This is a genomic window from Sphaerisporangium flaviroseum (assembly GCF_039537005.1).
Taxonomy (GTDB): Bacteria; Actinomycetota; Actinomycetes; order Streptosporangiales; family Streptosporangiaceae; genus Sphaerisporangium; species Sphaerisporangium flaviroseum.
The window spans coordinates 86,745-102,236 of sequence record NZ_BAAAZR010000036.1 but is presented as its reverse complement, the minus strand read 5'-3'; the positions used below and the strand labels follow the sequence as shown (position 1 = coordinate 102,236).

22 protein-coding genes are annotated in these 15,492 nt (G+C 69.6%); 10 read left to right on the top strand and 12 right to left on the bottom strand.

The window, feature by feature from the left end; genetic code table 11:
* The first annotated feature begins 25 nt into the window (after window positions 1–25).
* Window positions 26–1,015: an NlpC/P60 family protein gene (locus ABD810_RS31980; protein WP_344949269.1), complete on the top strand. Its 990-nt coding sequence runs from the start codon at window positions 26–28 to the stop codon at window positions 1,013–1,015.
* A gap of 54 nt (window positions 1,016–1,069) precedes the next feature.
* Here the strand turns inward: ABD810_RS31980 and ABD810_RS31975 are convergent, their stop codons facing one another.
* On the bottom strand, window positions 1,070–1,522 hold the full coding sequence (locus ABD810_RS31975) for a MaoC family dehydratase (protein ID WP_344949267.1): 453 nt from the start codon (window positions 1,520–1,522) through the stop codon (window positions 1,070–1,072).
* Window positions 1,523–1,756: 234 nt separating this feature from the next.
* On the opposite strand from ABD810_RS31975, the gene ABD810_RS31970 reads away from it, so the two are divergent.
* From ABD810_RS31970 to ABD810_RS31960, 3 genes are all read left to right on the top strand, one after another.
* Complete coding sequence (locus ABD810_RS31970; RefSeq protein WP_344949265.1) at window positions 1,757–2,014, top strand: hypothetical protein; 258 nt, start codon at window positions 1,757–1,759, stop codon at window positions 2,012–2,014.
* A gap of 211 nt (window positions 2,015–2,225) precedes the next feature.
* Window positions 2,226–2,849 (top strand): TetR/AcrR family transcriptional regulator, encoded by a 624-nt coding sequence (locus ABD810_RS31965; protein ID WP_344949262.1) that lies wholly within the window; start codon window positions 2,226–2,228, stop codon window positions 2,847–2,849.
* Window positions 2,850–2,854: 5 nt separating this feature from the next.
* The gene (locus ABD810_RS31960) at window positions 2,855–3,544 is read left to right on the top strand and encodes a VC0807 family protein (protein WP_344949259.1); all 690 of its coding nucleotides are present in this window, start codon (window positions 2,855–2,857) and stop codon (window positions 3,542–3,544) included.
* Window positions 3,545–3,716: 172 nt separating this feature from the next.
* On the opposite strand, the gene ABD810_RS31955 is transcribed toward ABD810_RS31960, so the two are convergent.
* The 3 genes from ABD810_RS31955 to ABD810_RS31945 all read right to left on the bottom strand — a co-directional run bounded on the left by ABD810_RS31955 (window position 3,717) and on the right by ABD810_RS31945 (window position 6,539).
* On the bottom strand, window positions 3,717–4,349 hold the full coding sequence (locus tag ABD810_RS31955) for a response regulator (protein ID WP_344949313.1): 633 nt from the start codon (window positions 4,347–4,349) through the stop codon (window positions 3,717–3,719).
* Between the two features lie 51 nt (window positions 4,350–4,400).
* Entirely contained in the window at window positions 4,401–5,522 is a 1,122-nt protein-coding gene (gene macS / locus ABD810_RS31950) for a MacS family sensor histidine kinase (RefSeq protein ID WP_344949256.1), read from the bottom strand.
* Between the two features lie 438 nt (window positions 5,523–5,960).
* Window positions 5,961–6,539 (bottom strand): GNAT family N-acetyltransferase, encoded by a 579-nt coding sequence (locus tag ABD810_RS31945; protein ID WP_344949311.1) that lies wholly within the window; start codon window positions 6,537–6,539, stop codon window positions 5,961–5,963.
* A gap of 152 nt (window positions 6,540–6,691) precedes the next feature.
* On the opposite strand from ABD810_RS31945, the gene ABD810_RS31940 reads away from it, so the two are divergent.
* From ABD810_RS31940 to ABD810_RS31925, 4 genes are all read left to right on the top strand, one after another.
* On the top strand, window positions 6,692–6,970 hold the full coding sequence (locus ABD810_RS31940; RefSeq protein WP_344949253.1) for a DUF6458 family protein: 279 nt from the start codon (window positions 6,692–6,694) through the stop codon (window positions 6,968–6,970).
* Between the two features lie 41 nt (window positions 6,971–7,011).
* On the top strand, window positions 7,012–7,404 hold the full coding sequence (locus tag ABD810_RS31935; RefSeq protein ID WP_344949250.1) for a ChaB family protein: 393 nt from the start codon (window positions 7,012–7,014) through the stop codon (window positions 7,402–7,404).
* 173 nt (window positions 7,405–7,577) lie between these two features.
* Window positions 7,578–8,009, top strand: a complete 432-nt coding sequence (locus ABD810_RS31930; RefSeq protein WP_344949247.1) for a hypothetical protein — start codon at window positions 7,578–7,580, stop codon at window positions 8,007–8,009.
* Between the two features lie 2 nt (window positions 8,010–8,011).
* Entirely contained in the window at window positions 8,012–8,275 is a 264-nt protein-coding gene (locus ABD810_RS31925; RefSeq protein ID WP_344949245.1) for a DUF4235 domain-containing protein, read from the top strand.
* Window positions 8,276–8,431: 156 nt separating this feature from the next.
* Here the strand turns inward: ABD810_RS31925 and ABD810_RS31920 are convergent, their stop codons facing one another.
* From ABD810_RS31920 to ABD810_RS31905, 4 genes are all read right to left on the bottom strand, one after another.
* Window positions 8,432–9,427: an SDR family oxidoreductase gene (locus ABD810_RS31920; RefSeq protein ID WP_425566992.1), complete on the bottom strand. Its 996-nt coding sequence runs from the start codon at window positions 9,425–9,427 to the stop codon at window positions 8,432–8,434.
* Between the two features lie 14 nt (window positions 9,428–9,441).
* Window positions 9,442–9,696, bottom strand: coding sequence for a hypothetical protein (locus ABD810_RS31915; protein WP_344949240.1), 255 nt, complete (start codon window positions 9,694–9,696; stop codon window positions 9,442–9,444).
* Window positions 9,697–9,918: 222 nt separating this feature from the next.
* Window positions 9,919–10,815, bottom strand: a complete 897-nt coding sequence (locus tag ABD810_RS31910) for a glycosyltransferase family 9 protein (RefSeq protein ID WP_344949237.1) — start codon at window positions 10,813–10,815, stop codon at window positions 9,919–9,921.
* A gap of 94 nt (window positions 10,816–10,909) precedes the next feature.
* Window positions 10,910–12,127, bottom strand: coding sequence for a glycosyltransferase (locus ABD810_RS31905; RefSeq protein ID WP_344949234.1), 1,218 nt, complete (start codon window positions 12,125–12,127; stop codon window positions 10,910–10,912).
* 297 nt (window positions 12,128–12,424) lie between these two features.
* On the opposite strand from ABD810_RS31905, the gene ABD810_RS31900 reads away from it, so the two are divergent.
* Both ABD810_RS31900 and ABD810_RS31895 read left to right on the top strand, forming a co-directional pair.
* Window positions 12,425–12,721: a BON domain-containing protein gene (locus ABD810_RS31900; protein WP_344949231.1), complete on the top strand. Its 297-nt coding sequence runs from the start codon at window positions 12,425–12,427 to the stop codon at window positions 12,719–12,721.
* Window positions 12,718–13,452: a metallophosphoesterase family protein gene (locus ABD810_RS31895; protein WP_344949228.1), complete on the top strand. Its 735-nt coding sequence runs from the start codon at window positions 12,718–12,720 to the stop codon at window positions 13,450–13,452. The genes ABD810_RS31900 and ABD810_RS31895 overlap by 4 nt, the downstream gene beginning before the upstream one ends.
* Window positions 13,453–13,843: 391 nt before the next feature.
* On the opposite strand, the gene ABD810_RS31890 is transcribed toward ABD810_RS31895, so the two are convergent.
* The 4 genes from ABD810_RS31890 to ABD810_RS31875 form a co-directional block, all read right to left on the bottom strand.
* On the bottom strand, window positions 13,844–13,993 hold the full coding sequence (locus tag ABD810_RS31890) for a GPGG-motif small membrane protein (RefSeq protein WP_344949225.1): 150 nt from the start codon (window positions 13,991–13,993) through the stop codon (window positions 13,844–13,846).
* Between the two features lie 184 nt (window positions 13,994–14,177).
* Complete coding sequence (locus ABD810_RS31885; protein WP_344949222.1) at window positions 14,178–14,678, bottom strand: DUF6328 family protein; 501 nt, start codon at window positions 14,676–14,678, stop codon at window positions 14,178–14,180.
* Window positions 14,675–14,923: a hypothetical protein gene (locus ABD810_RS31880; RefSeq protein ID WP_344949219.1), complete on the bottom strand. Its 249-nt coding sequence runs from the start codon at window positions 14,921–14,923 to the stop codon at window positions 14,675–14,677. Before ABD810_RS31880 ends, ABD810_RS31885 begins: the two co-directional genes overlap by 4 nt.
* Entirely contained in the window at window positions 14,920–15,441 is a 522-nt protein-coding gene (locus ABD810_RS31875) for a DUF1360 domain-containing protein (protein WP_344949216.1), read from the bottom strand. Before ABD810_RS31875 ends, ABD810_RS31880 begins: the two co-directional genes overlap by 4 nt.
* Window positions 15,442–15,492 lie beyond the last annotated feature (51 nt).

Sequence of the window (15,492 nt, the reverse complement as noted above, 5' to 3'; positions counted from 1 at the left end):
TGCGGTTGACCAGGAAGGGGACCTCGTGCTCGTGCGAAGCGTCCGGAAGAGACTGGTTCCGGCGGTCGCCGGGCTGGCCGTCGCCGTGCTGGTGACGTCTCAGGGGAGCGCCGCCGCCGAGCCGCGTCCCACCGTCGCCCAGGCCCAGGCCAGGCTCGACAAGCTCCAGGACCAGGCGGACAAGATGGTGGAGCGCTATAACACCGTCGCCGAGCGTTACAAGGCCGCCAAGAAGAAGTACAACGCGCTCGACCGGGAACTGGGTCGCGAGCGCGACAAGGTGGACACGCTTCGCCAGGACGTCGTATCGACCGCCTCGAACATGTACCAGTACGGCGGCATGATGAGCGTGCCCGGCGTCATCTCCCAGGACGACCCCGCCCGCCTGCTGGCCGGGCTGTCGGTGGCCGGCCAGGTGTCGGCGGGACAGGCGCGCACTCTGGAGGAGTTCGACGCCGCCACGAAGGGCCTGCGCACGCGGCGAGGCAAGGCCAAGGAGGCCTACGACGACATGGCCAAGGTCCTGGCCGACGTCGCCAAGGAGAAGAAGCAGGTGGAGAAGCTCGTCGGCGAGCAGGAAAGCCTGCTGCGGCGGCTCAACCGGTTCAACCCGGGTAACCCGAACAGCGTGGGCATCAAGTACGACGGTGCCGCGTCCGGGAACGCCAAGGTGGCACTGCAGTTCGCCTACGCTCAGGTGGGCAAGCCCTACCGCTACGGCGCCACCGGGCCGGCCGCCTACGACTGCTCGGGGTTCGCACAGGCGTCATGGGCCAAGGCCGGGGTCAAGCTGCCGCGTACGACCTACCAGCAGTGGGCGTGGGGCGCGAAACGGCGGGTGTCGCTCAACGACATCCAGCCCGGTGACCTGCTGTTCAGCAACGGGCTCGGGCACATGGGCATCTACGCGGGGAGCGGCAAGATGGTGCACGCGCCGCATACGGGCGATGTGGTGCGGGTGGTCTCGCTGGACTCCTACTATCGTGGCCGCCTCATCGGAGCCGTACGCCCCTGAGGTCGCGGCCGGGGCGCGCTGAGAGGACCGGCGCGGTGCTCGGTACGGCTACGGTCACGGGACGTACAGGAACATCGTGTCCGCGACGCACGCCGCCTTCTTCTGGCCGTCGACCTCGACGGTCATCCTGATCCAGGCGAGCCGTCCCGCGGGGGAGTTCTTCAGCTCGGTCAGCTCGGCGCCGCCGCGGACCCGGGAGCCGACGGGGACCGGGGTGGGGAAGCGCAGCCTGTTCAGCCCCACGTTCACCACCATGCTGAGCCCGCCCACAGAGAAGATCTCGGTGATGAAGGCGGGCAGCAGCGCCACCGTCAGGTAGCCGTGGGCGATGGTGCCACCGAAAGGGCTGTCCGCGGCCCGTTCGGGATCGACGTGGATCCACTGGTGGTCGCCGGTGGCCTCGGCGAACATGTTCACCTGGGCCTGCGTCACCTCCCGCCATCCGCTGTAGCCGAGGTGCTCCCCCTTGGCCGCGGAGAACTCCTCGATGTTCGCGAAGGATCTCATGACAGGCATCCTGCTGACCCTGCGGCCGGGCACGCAAGGAGACGGCCGACACGATCGGCTCTGATCTCTTGTCGGGGGCCGCCACCCGGCCGGCCGCACCGCCGCCCGGTCGGCCGCATCGCCGCTCGGTCGGCCGCACCGGCGGCCGGGTGCGAGGCATCGGCGGCCTTTCCGAGGCCATGGACGCCCGGCAGATCCCTTCCCCTACCGCGACGCCGGCGCTATCTTGCAGCCATGCGGCTGCGGTGGCTCCCCCCCTCGATCGGTATCGCGTGTCTCCTGCCGTTGCTGTACTTCTACATCGCCAGCGGCCTGGTGTCGCCAGGCTGGGCCGTGGTGACGTTCCTGGTGCTGTGGGTCGTGCTGCTCGCCCTGGCCATCGCATGGTTCAAGCGCCGGCCCTACGCCGTGCTGGCCCTTCCCGTCGCAGGCTTCGCCGTATGGTTCCTCGCCCTCTGGGCCGGCGGCACCTTCCTCGGCTGGACCCCCTGATCCGCCGGACCCCCTGGTCCGCCGGACCGCTTGATCCGCCCGACCCCTGATCCGCCGGTCCCCCTGATCCGCCGGACCGCTTGATCCGCCGGACCCCCTGATCCGCCGGACCCCCTGATCCGCCGGACCCCCTGACCTGCCGACCCCGCCGGTCGGCTGACGGTGTTCCGATGCTCTTGCGGGATTTACTCAGCCGAGGTATTTATTACTCATGCAAGTAAGGCAGCAGCCGCCCCGTAAGAACACGTTCGCGGGTGAGGCACGGCGCGCGCAGATCGTCGAGGCGGCCGTCGCCACGATCGCCGAGCTGGGGTACACCCAGGCCTCCTTCGCGCGCATCGCCGAGCGTGCCGGGCTGAGCAGCACGCGCCTGATCTCCTACCACTTCGCCGGCAGAGCGGAGCTCATCCAGCAGGTCCTCGCCCGGCTCCACGGCGAGATGGGCCGGTACATGTACGAGCGGATGCGGGCACAGCCCACCGCGAGCGAGGCGCTGCGAACCTATATCCGGGCGCTGGTCGGCTACATCGCGACGCATCGGCCGCAGATGAAGGCGCTGCTCGAGATCTTCCTGAACTTCCAGAGCGAAGAGGGGACACGCTCGTACGACGCCCGCACCGACCTGGCCGTCCTGGCCCCGATCGAGGAGATCCTGCAGTGGGGGCAGCGTGAAGGCGACTTCCGGGCCTTCGACACCCGGGTGATGGCGCTGACCGTGCAGCGGGCCATCGACGGGCTGCCGTTCCTTCTGGAGACCGACCCCGGCCGCGACCTCGACGCGTACGCGGAGGAGCTTGTCACGCTGTTCGACCTGGCCACCCGCGGACCGGAATGACGGCGATGAACGATCGAACCCCGGCTCGGCGGCGCAGATACGGCCTGATGCTGCTCATCGACCTGGCCATCCCCATCGGCCTCTACTACCTCCTGCGGGCGGCCGGCCTGAGCTACCAGGCCTCCCTGGTGATCAGCTCGCTGGTACCGGGGCTGAGCGCGACCACCGACCTGGCGCGCGGGCGCAGACCCGACGGCCTGGCGGTGTTCATGACCGTCATGATGCTGCTGAGCTTCGCGGTGTCGCTCATCAGCGGGAGCGCCCGCTTCATGCTCGCCAAGGACGGCTGGCTGACCGTGGTCACCGGCGTATGGATGCTGGCGAGCGCACGTACCGACCAGCCGCTGACGTTTCCCTTCGCGCGCCTCCTGCTGGAGAGACGGGTGGGCCCGGGCAAGCAGTCATGGGATGTCCTGTGGCGACGCGCGCCGGGGTTCCGCCGGATATGGCGGGTGTGCACGGTGCTCTGGGGCATCGGCCTGGTGCTCGACGCGGTCGTCCGGGTGGTCATGGCCTACACCCTTCCGGTCGATGTCGTCCCCGGTCTGAACGCTGCGCAGTATGTCGTGTTCCTCCTTCTCATGCAGGTAGTCACGAACCTCTACCTGGTGCCGGCCGGTCTCTACAACCCGCGTTCCCGCGTGTACGAGTTCGACCCCGAGGTTCCCGTCCCGGACTCCCATCCGGTCCGGTAGCGGCGTCAGACACCAAAGAGGCCCCCATGTCCGGCGCCACGACGCCCAAGGCCCGGCCTGGACAAGCGGCTCTCGGAGCACGATCCTTACAAGGTCGACAGCCTCTGAGGCCCGCGGGGGCGGAGCCGGCAGGCGCTGAAGCCCTGGGACCGGACCACATCGGGGGCCGGCCCTAGCCCTCGTCGAGCCCCCGCTCGATCGCGTAGCGCACCAGATCGACCCGGTTGTGGAGCTGTAGCTTGTTCAGCGTGTTCTGCACGTGGTTCTGCACGGTGCGATGCGACAGCACCAGGCGTTCGGCGATCTGCTTGTACGACAGCCCCTTGGCGACCAGGCGCAGGACCTCGGTCTCGCGGTCGGTCAGGCGCGGGCCGTCGTCGTCGGGGGAGGTCTGCACGGCCAGGCGGCGGTACTCGCCGAGCACCAGCCCGGCCAGGCCGGGGGTGAACACCGGCTCCCCCTCGGCCGTGCGCCGCACGGCGTCCAGGAACTCCTCCCTGCTCGCCGACTTGACCAGGTATCCCGAGGCGCCCGCCTTGACCGCCTCGAGTACGTCCTCCTGCTCCGCGCTCGCGGACAGCACCAGCACCCGGGGCGCGGGCAGGCAGGCGGCGAGCCCCCTGGCGACCTCGACCCCGCTCAGGTCGGGAAGCCTCAGGTCGAGGATGACCACGTCGGGACGTACGGCGGCGGCGATGCGGAGCGCCTGGCGGCCCTCGCCGGTGGTCGCCACCACCTCGTACCGCGCCTCCTCGAGGTCGCGGGCCACCGAGTCCCGCCACATCGGATGGTCGTCCACCACCATCACGCGCAGAGCGTTCACGACGGCAACTGTAGGGTGGCCCGGCGCCGCGGCCTAGCCCGCAGTGGGGACGGTCAGCTCCACCTCGGTGCCCTGGCCGGGAACGGAGATGAAGCAGGCCGTGCCGCCCAGGCCGGCGACGCGGCCGCGGATCGACTGGGCGACGCCGAGCCTGCCCTCGGCCTCCGCCTCCGCGAGGCGTCCGGCGGGGATGCCGGGACCGTCGTCGCGGATGGTCACCGTCACCGATCCGGGGCCCTCCTCCGCGAGCACCCAGGCCCGGGTGTCCTCGCCGCAGTGCCGCCGCACGTTGTCGAGTGCCGCGCCCACGGCCGCCGCCACCTCCCGCGCCCGGCCGGCGGGGAGGAGCACCGGGGTGGCGGGCGTGGACACCGTCACCGCGGTCGAGCCGTGGCGGCGCAGCAGGGCTCCCACGTCGACCAGCCCCGCGCCCTCGTACCCGGGCACGACCGGTTCGCCACGGACCATCTCCCGCAGCGCGGCCTCCTGCTCCCCGGCCAGCCGTCCAAGCTCGGCGGCCTCGCCGCCGATCTCCAGACCGCGACGCTGCACCAGCGCCAGCACCTGCAGGACCGAGTCGTGGATGCCCCGGGCGAGCCTCTGCCGCTCGCGGCCGGCCGCCTCCAGTTCGACCGCCCGCTGGAGCCGTTCCTCCGCCTGCTCGGTCAGCCGGGCGACGTGGCCGACCACGGCCCCGGCGAGGATCAGCAGCACGGCTCCGTTGAGGGGAACAGAGAGGTCGAATCCACGCGCGCCACGCAACCACAGGTCGGCCACGGAAAGCAGGACCGCCGCCAGCACCCCCGCCCGCCGCCCGCCGTACACGGCCCAGGCGAGCACCGGGCCGCCGATCCAGGTCGCGGGGACCGGCATGACCCCTGCGGGCCCCGCGTCGGCACCCTGGACGTACGGCGATGCCAGCAGGCAGCCCAGCGTGACCAGCATGTCGATCACGAGCAGGGTGCGGCTGCGGGCGACCGAGTAGGCGAACGCCGTGGCGGCGGTCCACAGGGCCATCACGCCGATGACGAGCCATCCGATCACGGGCCGCTGGTAGCCGCCCGCGCCCGCGAGCACCAGCGCCGCGTACGCGAGCGAGGCGACGCGGTAGACGGTGATGGCCCGCCAGAAGGGCATCTCGATTGATCGCCCCATCACGCTCCTCGGCGCAGATCCGGTGAGACGACTGTAGAAGGGTCAGGTAGCCCATCTTCCGGGACGAAAGTCCGTCGAGCGGCAGGTCACACGGCCTGCTTTCTCGAAAGAACCGAGCGTTCTGGGAGAAACGATGTCATATCGCGGTTACGCTCAATCCATGGTCAGGCAGCAAACAGCGGTACTACCGGTAGATCCAGAAAACCCTGGCACCTGTCTATGCGGGCATCCAGCCGACTACGTCATCGAGACCAACTGGTTCTCCGGCCGCCGTTCCCGGGACCCGGTGTGCGAGCCCCACGTCGATGAGGTCGTACGGGGTATCGCCAAGAAGAACGCGGCAAGGAACGGCGGCGCCTAGAAACACGGTCATCCTAGGAGGCGTACAAGGGCGGTGGTCGCGACGACCACCGCCACGACCACCGGGAGTGGCGCGGGCTATCGTGAGGCTCCACCGATCGCCGGATGTCCGCGGTGGGCGCTCCAGTCGGAGGCGAGGACGGACATCACGATCGCGTCGTGCCACTCTCCATCCCAGCGCAGGGCGTCCCGCAGGACTCCCTCCCTGACGAAGCCGACCTTCTCGTAGACGTGGTGCGCCCGCGCGTTGAACGCGAAGACCTCAAGAGCGATGCGGTGGATCCCCACGGTCTCGAACGCGTGGGCCAGCACCAGCCGGGTCGCCTCGGTGCCGAACCCCCTGCCGTACACGCGAGGGCCGACCAGGGCTATCCGCAGGTTGCAGGATACGTTGTGGATGTCGAGGTCGTTGAGCACGATCTCGCCGGCGTAAGAGCCGTCGGCCGCGTCGCAGATCGCCAGGTCCAGCCGATCGTTCTGCTCGCCACGGGTGGAGTACCAGATCCGGGTGGCCTCGTGGTGGAACTCGGCGTGCGAGCCGGTGAGCCGCCGGGTCTCGGGGTCGCGTACGAGCTCCCACAGGCCGTCCGCGTGCTCCGGGCCGACAGGACGCAGCACGACGCGCTTGCCGGTGAGGGTGGGTTTATCGCTGAACATCACGGAAGAGTGCGTATCACCAGCGTGTCTGCCTGGGCAAACTGATTAGGTGAGCCACGCCGGCGTACGAGGGGACGTGCCGGACGGTCCGCCGACGTTTGAGATTCGTGGAGGGGAAAGAAGGGGGGGCGAGGACCGAAGGAGGCATTTCCATGACCCTAGCCGGAAGCATCTTCCTGATCATGCTCGGCGCCATCTTGACGTGGGCGGTCGAGTTCGACCTCGCCGGCGTCGACATCAACGTCGTCGGCGTGATTCTCATGCTGGGTGGTATCGCCGGGCTGCTGTTCGGCATCTGGCGTATGACGAACGTGCGCCGGACCGCCGTCACCAGCACGACTCCCGTGGCCCCGGGCACCCCCGTGACGCCGGTCGACGGCACGAGGACGCAGGTCTACGAGGAGCGGCGTTACGACGACCCCATGGTCTGACCTCGAGGTGAGACCAGCGGGACGACTTCGAGGAGACAGTCATGCCTGGAAAGCAGGAACTCCCGTCGACCCTTGAGCGCTCGCCGAAAAAGGCGCAGGAAACCTGGATCAAAGCGCACGATGCGGCCGTGCAGACGTACGGAGAGGGCGAGAGAGCCCATCGCACCGCGTTCTCCGCGCTGAAGCACTCGTTCGAGAAGGTCGGCGACCACTGGGAACCGAAGGCCAAGAAGGGCCCGTCCGACGCCCAGGCCGCGCGGAGCACCCCAGAAGAGGGCAACACCGCCGAGGGCGTCGACGCCAACGCGAGCAAGGCACACCTGTACAAGGTGGCCGCCCGGCTCGGCATCGAAGGCCGCTCGAAGATGGACAAGAGCCAGCTTGTCGAGGCCATCAAGAAGGCGAACCGCAGGGCCACCGCGAAAGCCCGGTGACCGTGCCGCGATAAGTCCTCTCGCCGGGCCGGCCCGCTCTGTCGGGTCGGCTTTCCGGCGTGCACGGGTTCCCGCCGCAGGCCATCGGTGCTCCTTCTGCCTGTGCCAACGGAGAAAGCCCGTTAGAGGCCCTCTTCCAGGGGTAGCGGGGGGCCATGGCAAAGGAGGACACGATGGCGGATATCACGGACCGCGCCCAGAATGCGGTGACCGGGGCGAAGAACGACGTGGGCGACCTCGCCGGCAAGGCCGGGGACAAGGCAGGGGTGCTGGCTTCCAAAGCCGGCGACAAGGCGGGTGACCTGGCGGCCAAGGCGAGCGACAAGGCCGGGGAACTGGCATCCAAGGCCGGGGACAAGGCAGGGGTGCTGGCCTCCAAGGCCGGCGACAAGGCGGGTGACCTGGCGGAGATGGCCGGGACCAAGGCCACCGAGCTGGCCGGCAAGGCGGGCGAACTGGCGGACAAGGCCCGCGCCAACATGCCCGACGAGGTGAAGGACGCCGCGGACAAGGTCGTCACCCAGGCCAAGAACCGCCCGTGGGTGACCGCCGCGATCGCCGCCGGTGTCCTGCTGTTCTGGCGGATGCTGCGGAGGAAGAAGTAGTCGTGAAGAAACTGGCCTACAGGTCGGCGGGTGTGCTGTCCGGCATGGTCGGCGGTTACCTCTCCGGCCTGATCTTCAAGCAGGTCTGGAAGCTGGTGGCCGGCAAGGACGACGCCCCCGAGGCCACGTCCAGGCAGTACAACTGGCCCGAGATCCTCATCGCCGCCGCACTCCAGGGGGCGATCTTCGGAGTGGTGAAGGCCGCGATCGACCGTGCCAGCGCGGAAGGCGTCCAGAACGCCACCGGGGAGTGGCCCGGAGAGTGACGCCCTGGGCGGACACCTGGCAGTGACGGCCTCCCACCCGGCGTCACCGCGTTACGGGAGCCGAGAACGCCGGAGGGCGGCGGACCACCTGGTCCGCCGCCCTCCGGCTTGTCCTCCCTCGTGCCCGCCCGGCTTGTCCTCGTGCCCGGGACACCTCTAGCGGCGGGTGGCGAGGACGGCGAGCGCCGCCGCCGCGGCACCACCCGCGCCCGCGGCGATCAGGCCGCGGTGCTGGGAGAGCCACACCTGGACGCTGCGGTCCTTGGCGCGGTCGTCGAAGCCGCCATGGGCGCCGTAGTCGCGGTTCTCGTCCGCGGGCTGCCACAGGTTGGCCACTCCGGTCGGCGGCTTCTCCTTGGTCTGCTGGGACGTGACGCCCGTCTTGCCGAGGTAGCGGTCGATCAGGCCGGGGACGAGCCGCTCACCGATGATCGTCGCCGCGGTGCTGCCGCCGACCCAGTACTCGCGGCGCTCGGGGTGCTCGGCGGCGTACACGATCGCCTGCGCGGCGACCTCGGGCTGGAAGATCGGCGGGACGGGCTGCGGGTGGCGGCGCAGGCGGGAGAGCACCCAGTCGAACTGCGGGGTGTTCACCGCCGGCAGCTGCACCATGGTGATCTTCACGTCGCTGCGGTCATGCAGGAGCTCCGTACGGACCGACTCGGTGAAGCCCTTGATGGCGTGCTTGGCGCCGCAGTACGCCGACTGGAGGGGGATGCCGCGATAGGCCAGGGCGGACCCGCACTGCACGATCACGCCCCTGTTCCTCGGGCGCATCCGCAGCAGAGCGGCACGGGTGCCCCAGACGTAACCCAGGTAGGTCACCGCGGTAGTCCGCTCGTACTCGGCGGGCTCGACCTCCGTGAACGGCGCGAACACCGACGAGAAGGCCACGTTGATCCACACGTCGATGGGACCGAGTTCCCGCTCGATGCTGTCGGCCGCCGCGTCCACCTGCTCGTGGTCGGCCACGTCGGCGGGGAAGACCTTGGCCACGCCGCCCTCGGCGCCCACCTCGGTGGCGGCGGTCGCGAGGCCGGTCTCGCCCCGGGCGATGAGGGCGACCTTGGCCCCCTTGTCTCCGAGCATCCGTACAACGGCACGACCGACGCCACCGCTGGCGCCGGTAACCACTACGACCTTGCCGTCCAACACGTCATCCCCTCTCACCCCGTGGATCGGGGCCCGGTGCCGAGGCGGCGCTGCCGCCGTACGGCGAACATCACGTCGACGATCGCGACGACGGCGACGACCGCCAGGACGATGACCAGCACCGTTGCCTTCGCCACCAGCGCGAGGACCCCCAGCGCGATCGTGAGGAAAAGCACGAACGACGCGAGACGTATATGAATGAGGTCGCGGGGAGTTCCCGTCACCATGGGCTTACCGGTTGTAGACCGCTGTTCCGGAGTTTCGCTCATTCTCGGTCCCCCTTTCCAGTGAACGTTCCCCATACCCGACAAATCCGACGTCATGTGCGTTCCGAATGTTCATCGGAAGGAGCCGACCATCGAAGCACGCCTGTCCTTCCTGCTGGTGACGCCTGTCCCACCCAGCTACCGTGCAGGAGGCCTTCCAAACCTGACCCGCCTCCGAGCGGACCTCGCTCGGGGCACGTCCCCGCCGTGATCACGCCTCTTCGATCACGGAACCGGGACGGACATGACCTTGCGGCCGGCGGACACGACGTCGTTCACGGTCACCGCTCTCGCGTCACCGCCACGTGCGACGGCCTGATGCCACGGCCGGTCAGCGGGCGGCCCCCACCGAGCGGGTGACTCCGGGCCGAAGATCACCACGGACGGGGTGCCGTACGCCGTGGCGAGGTGGGCCACTCCGGTGTCCCCGCAGATCACCAGCCGTGCGCCGGCGACCAGGGCGCACAGCTCTCTCAGAGAGGTACGGCCGGCCAGCACGCTGCGCGGGGGCAGTTTGGCCTGGGCCGCGACGAGCAGGGCCATGGGACGCTCGCGACGGCTTCCCGTGACGGCCACCTGGAGCCCTTCCGCGACCATGACCTTGGCCACCTCCGCGAAGCGCTCGGGCGGCCACCGTCTCGCGGCGCCCTTGGCGCCCGGGTGGATCAGCACCGCGCCCGGTGCGGGATTCGGGCCGTTCGGTACGGGAATCGCCAGGTCCTCGGGGTCCACGCGGGAGCCGTACCACTTGACCAGCCGGCACCACCGCTGCACCTCGTGCTCATGCTCGTGCCAGCGGGGCCCTCTCAGCCGCGGCACGGCCGGATTGGCGAACGCCCACAGCCGCCGGGGCCGCATGTCCATCAGCAGGCGGTGGCTCCTCGGCCCGCGGCCATGCATGTTCACGGCCAGGTCGGGCCGGCGCCCCTGCCAGGGAAGCTCGTCGAGCCCGTATGCGGGAAGCAGTCCCTCGACCGCACCGCTCAGCAGGGCGAGGTCCTTCAGCTCCGCGGGCGCCGCGAGGACCACGTTCAGGCCGCCACGGCGGAGCGCGCGCAAGGCCGGCACGGCGGTGAGCAACTCGCCGATGCCGAGGGCGCGCAGCACCAGGGCGATGCTCATGGCCCCGGAGCCCCGGCGGTGACCGGGGCCTCCTGGCCGGCTTCCAGGTCCCCGGCCGCGGCCGGGGCCGGAGTGCCCGGGGCTGGACGGGGTTTCACGACGCCTTCCTTCCGGCGGGGACACGGCCACGGGCCCGCACGACCTCTTCGTAGACGGCGCAGGTCTCCGCGGCGATCCTCGGCCAGTTGTAACGTGCGCGGGCGCGCTCGGCCCCGGCCCTGCCGTACGCCTGGCGCAGGCCGGGGTCGTCCAGGAGCGTGTTGACGGCCGTGGCGAGCGACCTCGGGTCGCGCGGGGGGACCAGAATGCCGGTCAGGCGGTCGACCACGGTCTCGCACTGGCCCCCGACGGCGGAGGCCACCACCGGCAGCGCGCAGGCCATGGCCTCAAGGGCGACCATGCCGAACGGTTCGTACCAGGGCACGAACACGGCCAGGTCGGCGGAGCGCATGAGCGCCGGGACGTTCTCGTGGGCGGCCTGGCCGATGAAACGGATCCGGCCCGCGACGCCGGCCTTGGAGGCGATCGTGCGCAACCGCGCCACCTCGGGGTCGCGGTCGAGCTCGTGCGACCGGGGCCCTCCCGCGACGATCAGCTCGGCGTCGGGGATGAGGCGCATGGCCTCGATCAGGGTGTCGACGCCCTTGCGAGGCACCAGCCGCCCGATGGACAGCAGGCGCTGGCCACGAGGGCGGGGGGCGACGGGCCCGGCGGGGCTGAACTCCGTGCAGTCGACGCCGCAGGGCACCACCCGCAGCGAGCGCAGGGGGACGCCCATCCCCGTCAGTTCCCGCACCTCGTCGCCGCAGGTGGCGATCACCCTGTCGACGCCCCGCGCGATGACGGCCTCCGCCTTCAGGCGTTCGCGAGGGCTCGGGTCGCCAGCGCCCTGGTGCCGCCGCTTCACCACGCCGAGCGCGTGGAAGGTGTGCACCACCGGCACGCCGGGATCGCGGGCGGCGGCCAGAGCGGCGAGACCGCTCATCCAGAAGTGGCTGTGGACGACGTCCGGCGGCTGGAACATCCAGCGCTGCCGCAGCCAGTGCCCGAAATCGGGGATCCACGGCAGGATGGCGTCCTTGTCGATCCTCTCCGGCGGTCCCGCGGGGACCTGGACCACGCGGACCCCGGGGGCGAACGGCACCTCTTCGGGGAGCTCCGTGCCGTCCCGGCGGGTGTAGACGGTCACCTCGTGTCCTCGGGCGGCCAGGCCGCGGGCCAGGGCCGAGACGTGGACGTTCTGCCCACCGGAATCCACGCTCCCGATCGGGGCAAGGGGGCTCGCATGCTCGGAAACCATTGCTATCTTCACCGGGCCTCCTCCAGGTCGGCCGATGCCTGCTGAGTTCCTGGCTCGGGTGCAGGGAGCTCAGGGGCGCCCGTGAACTGGGCTGACCCATCGCCGGTGACCATGTGGAACATGTCGGCCGCCGGCGCGGCATGGGTCCCGAACGACGGCGACTCGCGGCGCCTGTGGGCTGCGAGGTACAAGGGGGACAGTTCGTTGACGATCGGTTCTATCCTGAGATTGACCGACCAAACCTCCCCGGTTTCGCCACCGGTACGACGGGCAGGGCGAGACCTGTACTCGATCGGAGGGGGGTAGACGATGTCCAACGAGGCTCCGCATCACGTCGCCTCGCATCGCGACGCTCCGCACTACGACGCTCCTCACTACGTCGCGGCCCGCGTGCAGCGGGCGCTGGCGGAGGATGAGCGCACCTACGAGCTCGGGATCCGGGTCGATATCCGAGGTGACCAGCTCTTCCTGCGCGGCCAGGTCGAATGCCACGAACGCAGGGTGCTGGTGGCCGCCGTGGCGCAGGAGACCGCGCCCGGCCTGAAGGTCCACAACGAGGTCAGCGTCGTCGAGGTCAGAGGGCCGGGAGAGGAGGAGACCCTGTGAAGATCAGAGTCGCGGCCGTGGGCGACGTCCACCTGGGTGAGGACATCCGAGGGCGATATCGCCGCAGGCTGGACGGCATCGAGGAACGAGCCGACGTTCTGATGGTCGCGGGCGACCTGACCCGCCACGGTACGCCCGAGGAGGGCCGGCTCGTCGCCGACGAGTTCCGCGACCTGCCCGTTCCCGTTGTCGCCGTCCTCGGCAACCACGATTACCAGTCCGACGCCCAGGACGAGATCGTCGCCGTGCTGCAGGACGCCGGCATCCAGGTGCTGCAGGACGACTCCACGATCATCAGGTGCGGGGACGCGCGGCTGGGTGTGGCGGGCGGCAAGGGCTTCGGCGGAGGGTTCGCGGGAAAGTGCGCGAGCGAGTTCGGCGAGCCGCAGATGAAGTCGTTCGTCCGGCACACACGAGAGATCGCCGAGCTGTGGCACAAGGCGCTGAAGGGTCTGGACACCGATCACAGGGTGGTGCTCAGCCACTACTCACCCATCAAGGACACCCTCGCGGGGGAACCGCTGGAGATCTATCCCTTCCTCGGCAGCTACCTGCTCGCCGAGGCGGTCGACGCCGAGGGCGCCGATCTGTTCATCCATGGGCACGCGCACGCGGGCGTGGAGAAGGGCGTGACGCCCGGCGGGGTCCGGGTCCGAAACGTGGCACTCCCCGTGCTGGGGCGCGCGTACGCCGTCTACTGCCTGGGCGGCGAGGATCCCGAAAGCTGCTGACCGACCGATCTGGAACCATGGCCCGCCCCCCGCCGGGATGGTCGATCGACGTTTCCGCCCACCCGTCCACGCGTGACGGGTGGGCGCCGTTCTGCTGCCGATAGTGCAGGGTGCGTTGTCCAGGTTGACGGCCCGCGTGGAACCGGGGCACGGGCCGGGATGGCGATAGGCGTACAAGGTTGTAGGCGGTGCGACCCGATGGTGCCGGTCGCCCGCTGGAAATCGTCGAGCCCTTCTGAGAGGTCGGAACACCGCCAGCCGATGTGAATCGGGGCCAAGCCCTCGCGGTGTCGGCCGCGAGGCTCAGGCGGCGGGGACGGCAGCGGCGGGCGGACCGGATAGGCCGGTCCGCCGCCTCCGCGTCCCGATTCCCCTCTTCTTCGAGAGGCGGTTATGGATGAAAGATGCTGACGCCACCCGGGCCCACGAGCAACCCGAGCACGATGAGGACGATCCCCCACAGGAGGTCGCGACGGGCCAGGATCACGTAAATCCCGGCGATGACGAGGACGACGGCGATGAGCCAAAGAAGTGTACCCATGGGCATCCCTCTGCCCTGACAAATGCCGCCTTAACGTCTTTGCGGATCAACTCTTGCTATCACTGGATTAATGTTCAAGTAAGTGCCAACCCCGGACCTGACCAGCGCAAACGGGCGCCTCCCGCCGTCCTGCGGGGAGGCGCCCGTGGCCGTGAGCGTGAACTCCGGCTCGCCGTGCCCTGTGCTAGCTCTGCTCGATCTGGTCGCGTCTGCGGTACCTGGAGATGAGCGGCAAGACGAACCAGAGCCAGCCGCTCAGCCCCGCCACCCCGCCCGCCATCAGCGCCGCGGGCAGGACGCCGAGGAACGCCTCCACGACCAACCCGGTCGAGCAGGTCATGGAGATGGCCAGCGCGATCCCGCCGATGACCCCGAGCCGGTTGGCGCGATGCAGCATGAGCTCTTTCAGAGTGCTGCGGAACAGGATCCGGTGCTGCGTGGCCGGCGCGATGAAGCAGATGGACGCGATGGCGGCGCTCAGCATCGCGACGTAGAACAACCAGCGCCCGGTCGCGTCGACTTTATCGAACCCTGTGGAAAAGGGGAGGGTGAGCAGGAATGCGAAAAGCACCTGCACACCCGTGGCGGCGACCCTCAGTCCTTGGAGAAGCTCACCGAGCTCACGGTCGACGCGTTCCTTGTGGCTTTCGTCGGACCCGGTCCCGGTCATGTCACCCAACGTCATCCGCGGTTCCTCGTTCCTTGACGCCGGTAAGCGCGCACGAGGCGCCGTACGGTGAAAAGGACACCCGCCAGTGCCACGTAGGCGAGGACACCGAGCAGGATGGTCAGCCAGACGGCTCCCGACTGGCCCGCCACCACGCTGAGCAGGGTGAAAGCGATCAATCCCAGCGTGGCCAATCCCAGCCATCTGCCATAGGGGTTCTCCTGTAACGCCTTCAGCGACGCCCCTGAAGAGGTCTCAGTCATGACTCCTCCTCTGTGGCCTGCATCAGTCGTGCGTATGCCAGTTGCAGCCAGTCGGCTATGGCGACGGCGGACATGGTGGTCCCGGTCAGCCGGGTGACCCCGGGGGCGAACACCATCCCGGCCGCATAGGCCGTCGCGACCCACTGGGCGAGACAGAAGGGGCAGGTCAGCAACTCACCAACGGCGTGCTTGATACCGTGACCGCGAACTTCCTCCTTCAGTTCGGCAGGGCCGCTCACACCGGCGTACCGTGTGAAGGGTGCCCTGAAGGGGCTGGTGACAGGGTCCTTCGCGATCGTGCGAGCGAGCCGATGCGTGGTCAGGCCCATCAGGAACAGGTCCATAGGAGAGATCCGCGCAGGCGGACGCGCACCGGTCAGCTTGCCCAGGGCGACCAGGCCCGCGACCGCGCCGCTGTACACGCCGAGAACGCGGAGGTATGAGCCGAGAGGCCGGTCTGCTCCGTTCTCGTAGGCGCGTCCCTCCTCGCGAAGTTTGCTGGTGAATGTGTTGGTCATAGGCCGCCGTCTACCCTCGGAGGCCTCGACCATGCCCGGCGTTTCGCCTTG

Bases quoted from the DNA above. Each gene is read 5' to 3' on its own strand.
- ABD810_RS31880 (WP_344949219.1), bottom strand. From the start codon at position 14,923: ATGACTGAGACCTCTTCAGGGGCGTCGCTGAAGGCGTTACAGGAGAAC.
- ABD810_RS31960 (WP_344949259.1), top strand. From the start codon at position 2,855: ATGAACGATCGAACCCCGGCTCGGCGGCGCAGATACGGCCTGATGCTG.
- ABD810_RS31875 (WP_344949216.1), bottom strand. From the start codon at position 15,441: ATGACCAACACATTCACCAGCAAACTTCGCGAGGAGGGACGCGCCTAC.
- ABD810_RS31885 (WP_344949222.1), bottom strand. From the start codon at position 14,678: ATGACGTTGGGTGACATGACCGGGACCGGGTCCGACGAAAGCCACAAG.
- ABD810_RS31940 (WP_344949253.1), top strand. From the start codon at position 6,692: ATGACCCTAGCCGGAAGCATCTTCCTGATCATGCTCGGCGCCATCTTG.
- macS (WP_344949256.1), bottom strand. From the start codon at position 5,522: ATGGGGCGATCAATCGAGATGCCCTTCTGGCGGGCCATCACCGTCTAC.
- ABD810_RS31900 (WP_344949231.1), top strand. From the start codon at position 12,425: ATGTCCAACGAGGCTCCGCATCACGTCGCCTCGCATCGCGACGCTCCG.
- ABD810_RS31970 (WP_344949265.1), top strand. From the start codon at position 1,757: ATGCGGCTGCGGTGGCTCCCCCCCTCGATCGGTATCGCGTGTCTCCTG.
- ABD810_RS31910 (WP_344949237.1), bottom strand. From the start codon at position 10,815: ATGAGCATCGCCCTGGTGCTGCGCGCCCTCGGCATCGGCGAGTTGCTC.
- ABD810_RS31930 (WP_344949247.1), top strand. From the start codon at position 7,578: ATGGCGGATATCACGGACCGCGCCCAGAATGCGGTGACCGGGGCGAAG.
- ABD810_RS31945 (WP_344949311.1), bottom strand. From the start codon at position 6,539: ATGTTCAGCGATAAACCCACCCTCACCGGCAAGCGCGTCGTGCTGCGT.
- ABD810_RS31915 (WP_344949240.1), bottom strand. From the start codon at position 9,696: ATGAGCGAAACTCCGGAACAGCGGTCTACAACCGGTAAGCCCATGGTG.
- ABD810_RS31955 (WP_344949313.1), bottom strand. From the start codon at position 4,349: ATGGTGGTGGACGACCATCCGATGTGGCGGGACTCGGTGGCCCGCGAC.
- ABD810_RS31975 (WP_344949267.1), bottom strand. From the start codon at position 1,522: ATGAGATCCTTCGCGAACATCGAGGAGTTCTCCGCGGCCAAGGGGGAG.
- ABD810_RS31935 (WP_344949250.1), top strand. From the start codon at position 7,012: ATGCCTGGAAAGCAGGAACTCCCGTCGACCCTTGAGCGCTCGCCGAAA.
- ABD810_RS31890 (WP_344949225.1), bottom strand. From the start codon at position 13,993: ATGGGTACACTTCTTTGGCTCATCGCCGTCGTCCTCGTCATCGCCGGG.
- ABD810_RS31965 (WP_344949262.1), top strand. From the start codon at position 2,226: ATGCAAGTAAGGCAGCAGCCGCCCCGTAAGAACACGTTCGCGGGTGAG.